The 11874-nt window shown below is 65.1% G+C and carries 2 protein-coding genes; both read left to right on the top strand.

Annotated features, from left to right (window positions below; translation table 11 throughout):
• The first annotated feature begins 18 nt into the window (after positions 1–18).
• Positions 19–11295, top strand: coding sequence for a hemagglutinin repeat-containing protein (locus tag HMPREF3114_RS05095; RefSeq protein ID WP_256337632.1), 11277 nt, complete (start codon positions 19–21; stop codon positions 11293–11295).
• Complete coding sequence (locus HMPREF3114_RS05090) at positions 11288–11749, top strand: hypothetical protein (RefSeq protein WP_053498148.1); 462 nt, start codon at positions 11288–11290, stop codon at positions 11747–11749. Before HMPREF3114_RS05095 ends, HMPREF3114_RS05090 begins: the two co-directional genes overlap by 8 nt.
• Positions 11750–11874: the final 125 nt, after the last annotated feature.

Raw genomic sequence — 11874 nt, 5'->3', positions numbered from 1 at the left:
GCCACAAGGACACGTGACATGAACACTATCTATCGTCTGGTTTTCAACCGCGCGCTGCGCGTCTGGCAGGTGGCTTCGGAGCTGGTGAAGGGCGGCGGTGGCCTGGTCGGCCATGTGCCGGGCCGGCAGAGCGCTGCGCTGTCGCCGCTGGGCTTCGCACTGATGTGCTCACTGGGCTGGGTCAGCCTGGCAACGCCTGCGCTGGCGCAGTCCGATGCGCGCATCATTTCCGATCCGAATGCGCCGGGCCGTGAACGGCCGACGATGGTGACGGCACCCAATGGCGTGCCGATGGTGAACATCACCACGCCGTCGGCGGCGGGTGTGTCGCGCAACCGCTATTCGCAGTTCGACGTGGGCCGCGATGGCGTCATCCTCAACAACGCCCGCGGCCAGGTGCAGACGCAGCTGGGCGGCTGGGTGCAGGGCAACCCGTGGCTCGCCACCGGCAGTGCACGGGTCATCCTCAATGAAGTGAATGGTCCGGCCAGCCGGCTCAACGGCTATGTGGAAGTGGCCGGGCAGCGCGCCGAAGTGATCATTGCCAACCCGGCCGGGATCCAGGTCAATGGCGGCGGTTTCCTCAATGCCAGCCGGGTGACCCTGACCACCGGCACGCCGATGTTCACGGGTGCAGGCGCACTTGAGGGCTATCGGGTCACCGGTGGCGCGATCCAGATCGATGGCGATGGCCTGGACACCAGCCGTGCCGATTACACCGACCTGATCACCCGTTCGTTGCAGGTCAACGCCGGCATCTGGGCCAACCAGTTGCAGGCGACGCTGGGCAACAACGTGGTCAGTGCCGACCACAGCCAGGCCAGCGCGACCGCGGCCAGCGGCGAGGCACCGGCCTTCGCGCTGGACGTTGGCGCGCTGGGCGGCATGTTCGCCAACAAGATCTGGCTGGTGGGCAACGAGCACGGCGTGGGCGTGCGCAATGCCGGCAGCATTGGCGCACAGGCCGGCGAGCTGGTGGTGACGGTGGATGGCCGGCTGGAAAACACCGGCGCCCTGCAGTCGCGGCAGAACGTGCGCGTGCAGGCCGGTGGCGATCTTGCCAATGGCGGCACCATCGCGGCCACGCGCGAAGTTGCGATCACCGCCGGTGGCACGCTGGACAACAGCAACGGCACGCTCAATGCACAGCGCCTGCAGCTGCAGGCGCAGGGGTTGCGCAACCATGGCGGCGCCATTGAACAGACCGGTGTGCAAGGGCTGGCACTCAAGGCCGACGCAGCCAGCAACCGTAGCAATGGCCTGTTGGGTGCACTGGATGCCATGGCATCAGGTGGTAACGGGAGCAGCGCTGGCAGCGGCGCGTCGCCCGGCAATGGCGGTGGAACACCGGGAACCGGCACGCCGGGAACGCCGGGAACCGGAGGCGGCAATGGCGGCTCGGCGGGTACGCCGACGTCCCCGGAGCTGCCCCTGGCCGAGGGCCTGATCGCCATCGCCGGTACGCTGGACAACGACGGCGGCAGCATCAGCAACGGCGGCTCGGTGTCACTGGCCGCACGCAACGGTCTCGACAACAGCGGCGGTCGCCTGGGAGTGAGCGCGCTGCAGGCCGGGGGGGAGCTGCGCAATGACGGCGGCATGCTGCAGGTGCATGGCGATGCCGCGTTGCAGGTGGGCCTGTTGTCGAACCAGAAGGGTGCGCTGAGCGTGGCCGGCGACCTGTCGCTGGATGCGCAGGCGCTGGACAACCGCGGTGGTGAACTGCGCCACGCCGGCAAGGCGGCATCGTCGTGGACGGTGCAGGGCCTGTTCAACAACGACGGTGGCCTGCTGGCCACCAATGCCACGCGGCTTGCATTGCGCGCAGGCCAGGTCGGCAATGCGGGAGGCCGCATCGAACATGCCGGTGGCGGTGGTCTCGCGTTGGATACGGGCGACTGGGCCGGCAGCGGTGGGCGACTGAGTACCCTGGGCCGCCTGCAATGGTCGGTCGGCAACGCCGATCTGCGCAACGGTTCGCTCAGTGCGGCCGGGTTCGAGATCCTGGCCGCGACGCTGGACAACCGGGGCGGCAGCCTGCTGTCGCTGGGTAGCGGGGCCAGTTCGGTGAAGGCCACGACGCTGGACAACAGTGCCCGCGGCACGTTGGCCGGCAACGGCGATCTGGCACTGGTCGCGACCACGCTGGACAGCAGCAACGGCCTGGTTCAGCAGGCTGGCACCGGCATCCTGAGCGTGCAGGCCGATACGTTGCGTGGCAGCGAAGGGCGTCTGCTCAGCAACGGCGCGCTGGTGCTGTCCGGCGGCGAGCTGGACGTGAGTGGTGGCACGACATCGGCGCAGAGTGTGCAGATCCACGCCGGGGCACTGCGCAACCGCCAGGGCCAGATCGTCTCGCAGGGTGTCTCGGCGCTGGCGCTGGACGTGCGCCATGCGTTCGACAATCAGGGCGGCCAGATCGTCGGCAACGGCGGCCTGCGCATCGACGCCGGTCGCATCGACAACCAGAAGGGCACGCTGCAGTCGGCCGGCACGCAGGGCGTGGCGCTGACGGTGCGCGACACGCTGGATAACAGCGGCGGCGGCATCTCCGGCAATGGCCAGGTGCAGCTGCAGGTTGGCAGCCTGGTCAACCAGGGCGGCAAGGTGCTGGCGGCAGGCAGCGGCGCGCTGCAGGTGCAGGCCCGAGAGCGCTTGGACAACAGCAACGGCGGCCGCCTGGCCGGTACCGGTGATCTGCGGCTGCAGGCGGCAAGCCTGGACAACCGCAGCGGTGCAATCGAACACGCCGGCGGCGGTACGTTGCAGATCCGCGCCGACAGCCTGCAGGGTGCGGGCGGCCGCATCCTCAGCCAGTCGGCGCTGGAACTTGAGGGAGGCGACCTGCTGCTGGGGGCCGGCAGCACTACCCAGGCAGAGCGCATTGCCATCGATGCGCAGCGCTTGGACAACACCGGTGGCAACCTCAGCGCGACCGGCAGCGACGCGCTGCGGCTGCACGTGGCGCAGGGCGTGGACAACAGCGGCGGCACGATCGCTGGCAACGGGGCACTGGATGTGCAGGCCGGTGAACTGATCAACCGCAAGGGCACGCTCAGCGGTGCCGGAACGGCTGACAGCACGCTGCAGATCGTCGCTGCGCTGGACAACCACGAAGGCACGATCGCCAGCAATGCCAATCGCCTGACGGTCACTTCCGCACGGCTGGACAACAGTGGCGGCAGCATCCGCCAGGCCGGCAACCAGGGCCTGGACATCACCACCGGCCGCCTGGACGGCAGCAAGGGCACGCTGGTCTCCTCGGCCACGCTGACCCTGCGTGCTGGCGACGTGGATCATCGTGACGCGACGCTGGGCGCCGATCGCCTCGACCTTGAGGCCACTACGCTCGACAACGCCGGTGGCCGCATCATCGCCAGCGGCGAAGGCGCCAGTCGCATCAAGGCCACGACGCTGGGCAATGCCGGTGGCACGCTGGCCAGCAATGGCGACCTGGCCCTGCTGGCACAGACGCTCGACAACAGTGCAGGCAGGATCCAGCACGCCGGCAGCGGCCAGCTGCAGGTCTCGGCGAAGACCCTGCTGGGCAACGGCGGCAGCGTGCTCAGCAATGGCAGCTTCGCGCTGGATGGCGCCAACCTCGATCTGACCGCGGCAACCACCTCGGCGCGCCGCGTCGACATCACCGCCGATACCCTGACCACCGCCGGTGGCACGCTCATCGCAACCGGTGAAGACGCGCTGCGCCTGCGCGTACAGGGTGTGCTGGACAATCGTGGTGGCACGCTGGCGGGCAATGGCGTGCTGGATCTCACCGCGCAGCAGCTGATCAATGCACAGGGCACGCTGCAGGGTGCAGGCAGCGGTCACTCCACGCTGGCGATCGGCCAGGCGCTGGACAACCAGAAGGGCCGCATCCTGCTGGGCGGTGCCGGCACGGTCACCGCAGCCAGCCTGAGCAACCTGGGCGGTACCGTGCATGCGGGCGGCAGCGCGCTGGTGCTGGGCGTTGACGGTCGTCTCGACAATGGCGAGCAGGGGCTGCTGTCCAGCACCGGCACGATGACCCTGGGCGCCGGCAGTCTCGACAACCGCCACGGCACCCTGGTCGCTGGCAAGGACCTGAGCGCGACCACGGCGGCAGGCGTGGACAACAGCGACGGCGCGATGCAGGCCGGCGAACGGCTGCAGTTGCAGGGCAACGGCCTGCTCAACCAGCGCGGCACGCTGCTGGGCGGCCAGCTGGACATCGATACCCGCGGCCAGCGGCTGGACAACCGCGCCGGCACGCTGGGCACGCAGAAGGGCGATCTGAGCGTTCGCAGTGGCGCGATGGACAACCAGGGCGGTCGCGTGCAGTCGGCGGCCGACCTGGCCATCAACACGGCCGGGCAGGACATCGACAACCGCGCCACCGCCGGCAGCGGTGGATTGCTGGCGGCCGGAAAGCTGCAGCTGGATGGTGGCGTGCTGGACAACCGTGGCGGCGCAGTCAATGCACAAGGCGATGCGCGCTTGCTGCTGGCCCGCGTCGACAACAGTTCCGGTGGAACACTTGCCAGCGCCGCGAATCTGTCGCTGCAGACGGCGAGCCTGGCCAATGCCAGTGGTCGCGTGCAGGCCGGGCGCAACCTCGACCTGACCCTGGACGGGCACCTGGACAACGCCGACGGCGCGATCGCGGCCGGCCAGCTGCTGACCCTCACGGCCGCCAGCGTGGACAACCGCAACACCCGTGGCGGCGACGGCACGCGTGGCTTGCAGGCGGGCCAGCTGCAGTTCGGTGCACAGTGGCTGGACAACAGCCAGGGCCAGGTCGTCACTGATGGCGGTGCGCGGCTGCAGATCAACGGCCAGCTGCAGAACACCGGCGGCGTGATCAGCACCGGCGGCAACCTGGACAGCCAGGCGGACAACGTCGCCAACAGCGGCGGCCTGCTGCGCGCCGATGGCAGCCAGACCCTGGTCGCACGTGCGCTCAGCGAAGACGGCCAGGTGCATGCGCAGCGTGACCTCGGCCTCACCCTGCAGCAGGGCATGCGCCAACGTGGCGAATGGATCGCCAACGGCACCCTGTCGCTGAACCTGTCCGGCGACCTCGACAACCAGGGTGTGGTGCGCGGTGGCAACCTCGACCTCAACGCCCAGAACATCACCAATGCGGCCTCGGGTGAGATATCCAGCCAGGGCACGACCCACCTCAATGCCCGTGGCCAGCTGACCAACCGGGGCCTGATCGATGGCGCGCTGACCCACCTGGAGGCCGGCGAAATCGACAATCTTGGCACCGGGCGCATCTATGGTGATCGCGTGGCGATCTCCACCGGCGTGCTGAAGAATCGCGCCGAAGAGGCCGGTGGTGCCACCCGCGTCGGCACCGTGGCTGCACGCGAGCGCCTGGACCTGGGCGTGCGCGAGCTGCAGAACACCGGCAAGGGCCTGATCTACAGCGGCGGTGATGCTGCCATCGGCGGCACGCTGAGTGCCGATCGCATCGCCAGCGGCATTGCCGGGCGGATCGACAACATCAGCTCGGTCATCGATGTGAGCGGCAACCTGTCCATCGATGCGCAGGAGGTCAACAACATCCGCGAGAACGTGGTCGTTTCGCAGACCAGGACCGTGATGGATCCGGTGCGGCTGGATCGCCCGGCATGGTGGCGCAACGGCAAGAACGGCACCGAGGACATCCGCAGTACCAGCCATTACTCCGCGCACGAGGTGTACTACCTCGACCCGGCCGACATCCTCGAAGACACGCCGCACATCACGCCTGATGGCTTCACCGTGCATCGCGCGGTGGTGCGCCTGAGCTCGAAGACCAGTGCCTACTTCTTCGGGCGCGGTGGCCTGTATGCAGGCCTGGGCGAACGCGCGCGCCTGAACGTGCAGGATGGCACGGTGGTGATGTACTACGTCGGCCGGCAGGACAACCAGGTCAATCCGGACCAGGTGCGCGTCGGCGCGGATGACCCGTTCGCCGAGCTGAGCACCCTGCATCCCGATGCGCCGCCATTCCGCTATGTCGACGACAAGCTGACCTATTCCAGCAACTACGGAACCTGCACCACCAACTGCGTGCAGTTGTGGACCTACAAGGACTACAACGATCCGGATCATACGCTGACCAATCCGCGCGGCTCGGGTGGCAACAATGTCAGCAGCAACGAGCAGTACCGCATTGCCACCCGGACGGTGACCGAAGATGTGCTCGGCGCCGGAGTAGGCGCCGATGCGGTGATCCGCTCCGGCGGGGCGATGCGCATCGGCACGGACAACCTGAAGAACCACTACGGCAGCATCGCCGCAGGGGGCAACCTGAGCATCGTGGGGCTGACCGCAACGGCGAAGGTGGAGAATCTGGCGCAGACGCTGTTCCGCACCCATGAATTCAACAACGTGGGCCACACCTACAGCAATGAACGGGTCACTTGGAGCAATGAGACGATCTCCGAGGAGATCGGCAGGATCGGTGGCAGCATCACCAGTGGAGGCACGCTGGTCATCGACGTCGGTGACCTGAGCAACCTCAACCAGGGGCGAAACGCACCGAACGTGCAGAACGGTTCTGCCATGGCCAACCTCAACGTGCAGGGTCCCAAAGCGCTGCCGGATGGGCCGGGCCACGGCGGTGCGCAGGGGCCGGGCCAGTCCACCGGCACCGGTGCCGAACGCGCGCTGGCGCAGGCGGCCGATGCCGCCGGTACCCAGCAAGGGAGCAGCGTCGGCGGCGTGAGCGGCAACACCGGCACGTCCGGGCCGCGCGTGGTCGCGGCCAGTGGCGGATCGCCGGACCGCATCGCGATGGGCGCACCGGACACGCGCGCGCCGAGCGCCAGCCTGTTCAACGTCAATCCCAACGGTGGCCACTACCTGGTCGAGACCGATCCGCGCTTTACCGACCACAAGACCTGGCTGAGCTCGGACCACCTGCTGGGCCAGATGGGCTACTCGCCCGATACCGTGCAGAAGCGGCTGGGTGATGGCTACTACGAGCAGAAGCTGGTGCGCGAGCAGATCGGCCAGCTGACCGGTCGCCGCTTCCTGGACGGCTACGCCAGTGACGAGGCGCAGTACCGCGCGCTGCTGGAGGCCGGTGCCACGGTGGCCAGCGAATGGGGCCTTCGCCCCGGCGTGGCGCTGACCGAAGCGCAGATGGCACAGCTGACCAGCGACATCGTCTGGCTGGTCGAGCAGACCGTCACCCTGGCCGATGGCAGCACCACCACCGCGCTGGTGCCGCAGGTCTACCTGCGCCTGCGCCCGGGCGACCTCGACGGCAACGGCGCACTGCTGGCAGGCGCCAATGTCGATATCAAACTGGGCAATGGCCTGGTCAACACCGGCAACATCGCCGGGCGCAAGCTGGTGACCATCGATGCCGGCAACATCGAGCATCTGGGCGGCAGCATTTCCGGCCAGTACGTCGGGCTGTCGTCGGACAAGGACATCCGTGTTGTGGGTGCCGCCGTGACGGCCACCGATGCGCTGTCGGTCAAGGCTGCGGGAAATGTCACGGTGGCCTCCACGGTGGAGACACAGCAGGGCGGTGGCACCTACCGGTACGAGACCAACCGCATTGATCGGTTTGCTGGTCTGTATGTAACCAATCCCAGTGGCGACGGCATGCTGTCGGTGGTGGCCGGTGGTGACATCAGCCTGCAGGCCGCACAGATCCGCAACGCCGGCGCCGACGGCCTGACCCAGCTGGCCGCAGGCGGCACTCTGGATGTTGGCGCGATTGCGCTGGAGGAGCGCCGCGACGCCACCTTCGATGAACGCAACCACCAGCGCAGCGCCAAGACGACACACGCTGCCACATCGGTGCAGGGCGCTGGCGATGTGGTGCTGGCCGCTGGCAAGGACATCAACCTTGCTGCAGCGCAGATCAATGCTGGTGGTGGCCTGGCATTGCAGGCCGGCGGTGACATCAACAGCCAGGCGCTGGTGGACAGTGAGAGCCGGGATTTTGCCAATGCAGGCAAGCGCAGCTCGCTGCAGGTCGGCCAGCGTGATGAGACCGTGCGCGGCAGCCAGTTGTCTGCTGACGGCGGAATCGCACTCAGTGCAGGCCGCGATGTGAACCTGGTAGCCGCAGAGGTACGAAGCGAACAGGACGCGATCAGTATTGGTGCCGGCCGTGATGTGAATCTGACATCCGCGCAGGAAGAGCACACCTGGGAGCAAGACACCCAGCGCAAGAGGCGTGGGCTAACGTCCACTACGCGTACCGCAACGCACGATGCAACCCAAGACATCTTGGCCGTTGGCACGGTTTTGTCGGCTGAGCGGATCAGCATCGGCGCAGGTCGTGACATCACAGCCGAGGGCGCCAAGATTGCGTCCACTGGCGATGTAGTGATGGCTGCCAAAGGCAATCTCAGTATTGTTGCTGCGGAGTCCAGTCATTCCGAACAGCACAGTAGCGATCGCAAGAAGTCCGGGCTACTTGGGGGGATGAATGGCAGTTTCGGGGTTACCTTCGGCAGCCGAAGCAGCGGCAACAGCAGTTCCCTGACCGAGACGATCGCGGAAGGAAGCATCGTCGGCAGCGCGCTGGGCAGCGTGACGCTGACTGCGGGCGAAACGCTGCACATCGGGGGCTCCGATGTGCTCTCCAGGAACGGAATGACGTTGCTTGGCAAGAATGTGCGTATCGATTCAGCAGAACAGCACTCGGAGTACAACGACAGGAACTACTTCAGGCAGTCCGGTCTGAATGTTGCCGTGGGCGGTGCGACCGTTGATACCATTCAAAGTGCACGCGCCGTGTACGCCTTCGCCAAGCGCGCAGACGAGGTCGAGGACGATCGCCTCAAGGCGCTCTATGCGTACAAGGCGGCGCAGGGTGCAATCGCGGTGGCCCAGGCTGCGGGGCAGCAGTCGGGCGATGGCGGTGGCGGCGCCGGATTGAACGTCCGGGTGACCGCAGGAACCCAGCGATCCCAGTCGGAAACGACGATGGAGCAGACGACCCATCGTGGCAGCACATTGCACAGTGATGGCGATGTGGTGATCGCAGCCACGGGCGGTGATCTGACCGTGGTGGGCAGTAACGTGTCGGGTCGCAACGTAGATCTTGCGGCGGCCAAGGATCTGATGATCCGAAGCAGCGAGGATCGCTATGCCCAGAACAGCAGAAACCAGTCCCAGGGTGGAGAGATCGGTGTTGCGATCAGTGGAAGCAGCGGCGGCGGTGCAGCGATCGGTGTCTATGTTGGCGCCAATGCCGCGCGTGGCAAGGCCGACGGGAACGGCACCGTCCACAACGAAAGCATCATCAAGGCCGGGGATCGCCTTACGTTTGCGAGTGGAGGAGACACGACTTTGCAGGGCGCACAGCTGGTTGCCAACCAAGTTGTCGGTCAGGTGGCGGGCAATCTGACGGTGCGCACAGAGCAGGACACGGATAGATACAAGAGCCAGCAGCTTGCGGCGAAAGGTGAAGCCACGATTGGCTATGGCTTCGAGGGTAGTGCCAGCGGCAGTGCCGCCATGATCGACAGTGACTACCGTAGCGTCCGAGAGCAGACGGGAATCGCCGCCGGCGACGGGGGCTTCCAGTTGCAGGTGGGGGGCAACACGCATCTGGTCGGGGCCGTCATCGCAAGCACCGCGGATCCCTCGAAGAATCTGCTGTCTACGGGCAGCTTGACGGTTGAGGATCTCAAGAACCGGGCGGAGTTCCTTTCCGCCTCGATCAGTGGCGGTACCAGTGGCGGCGGGAGCCCTTCAGACGGGTTCAACTTCAACCCCTCGGTGATGCCGGGCCTGCCAACGGGTGACAGCAAGAGCTCCACCACGCGAAGCGGCGTGGCCGACGGCACGATCGACATTCGAAATGGAAACAACAGCACGCTGGCAGACCTGCAGCGCGGCGTAACTGGTTTGGACAACGCCAATGGATTTGCGCCCATCTTCGACGAGAAGAAGGTTCAGGAGCGGCAGGAACTCACGCAGATCCTGGGGGAGATCGGTTTCAAGGCCGTTGGCAATCTGGCCTCCAAGAAGAGTGCCCAGGCCAAGGTGGATCTGGAAGTTGCGCGCGCCAATGGTGATGCCGAGGCCGAGGCCGACGCGCTGCGGCGGATTAGCGAGTGGGGTGAAAGCGGGCGCAACAAGGTCTTGCTGCATGGCCTGACTGGCGCTGCCGTTGCGGCATTGAGTGGCGGCGATATTGGCGGCGCCGCTGCGGGTGCCACCGGTGCCGCGCTGGCCAAGGAGGCGATGACACGCTTCCTTACCGGTCAGGGCATGGATCCGCGAAGTGGTGAGTTCAACAGCTTGATCGAACTGGCCAGTGCTGCGTTGGGCGGGGTCGTGGGTGGTACCGATGGTGCGGGCACTGCGCTGCTGGGAGATCAGTTCAATCGACAGTTGCATCCTGATGAGATCAATTTCCTGGCCGCAAAGGCAAAGGACTTCGCCAATCTGCTGTTCGGATGCGGGGAAAGCTGTAGTACCGATCAGGTCAAGGTGGCGCGGGGGCGTCTGTTGCGCGAGGCCTACGCACGTGTAGATGCCATATACGGCTCGTACGAGTCAGACTTTGCTGCGTCAAGCTTCATTGGCTCAAACCCAATGACGTTCGTTGGTCCCGATGGTCAGCAGCACGAAGGATTCATTGAACTGGACAATGGCCGCCGCAATGACCACAGCCTGTACAAGGATATGCTTGGCACCCGACGAGCGGAATTCAATCTGCTGACGGAAGCACTGCTGGACGGTGGGAAAACCGAAGCGGCGTTAAGGTTGGACTACAATCGGCAGCTCGCTGAGCTCGCCACGAGTGCACGTGGCCGCGATGGAGTGATGATCCTCGAAACTTTCAGTGGAGAAATCGGGGGGTGGGGCTCAGTAGTAAAAAATGTACTGAAGGGGGATGGCGAGTCTGCAAGCCTTGCAGCTGCGCCTCTTCTTATTTTCACCAAGGTGCCGGGGGCCAAGGTTGCAGCGGAAGTAGCGGAGACATTGGCGGCGCAGGTGATAAGAGGCTCTACAGCCTCAGTTGAGAAGATAGCTGGGGTTAGTGCAGGCCAAATTCGTATCGTGCTCGGATCGGCCCAAGCGCCCTACAAGGGCTCGACTGTGATCGGCCATGCTCTATCCAAGCACGCCGGCCGAAACCCTGCTGTTTGGGGCAAAATGACGGGTTCGATGAAGTCATGGAATGAACAGGCGATGAAACATCTACGCGAGGTTGCGCGAGGGCCGGGTGAGTTCAAGCCTGTGAAAAATGACGCCGGGATCACATTCCTTGAGAAAAGGCTTCCGGACGGTAGAGGTGTTAGGTTGAACATGGACGGGCGGTTCAAGGGGTTTATTGATGAGTGACTCATTTGAGATTGTTATGGAGGTCGTTCCGTGGGTTCACGTGTCCACGGTGCTGGAATCGATCGGTCGCATGGCTGATTCCGTCTCGTGGTCTGAGCTGGATGGCGAGCCGATAGCGGTTGGCGACTGGCTTGCAGGAAGTGTCGATGAATTCCCGTGCAGTTCTTGCATGATTCAGGAGATCAATGGTTTTAGGTTGGAATCATCCGTCTATATTCCTACGTTGCTGATTCGCGTCTTTAGATTCGAAGGGACGGTAAATATAGATTTCTCATTCGAGATGGATTGGTCGGATGTTGTCGTGGCCATGCCCATGCTCCATAGGCATTTCCAACAATTGAAGTTACTGAGTGGAGCGCGCACTGTGTTTGGAGGGATGGAGCCTGCGCAGGATCGGGATACGAGATTTTTCACAGATGATGAGCGCGGCCCTTTAGGGGGCTCTATTGCGTGATCCCGGGAGGAAGTCGCGGCTCCGTGAGGGTTGGGGGATGATCTCTAAGGGGATTTCAGTCGCTGGTGTCCACAGTGAGTGTGATTCATGCGTGTCTGCGGCCGGCGGCGAGCTCGATAGATAGG

The organism is Stenotrophomonas sp. HMSC10F07, from assembly GCF_001807895.1.
In the GTDB taxonomy this organism is placed as follows: Bacteria; Pseudomonadota; Gammaproteobacteria; order Xanthomonadales; family Xanthomonadaceae; genus Stenotrophomonas; species Stenotrophomonas sepilia.
This window is presented reverse-complemented; position numbering and strand designations above follow the sequence as displayed.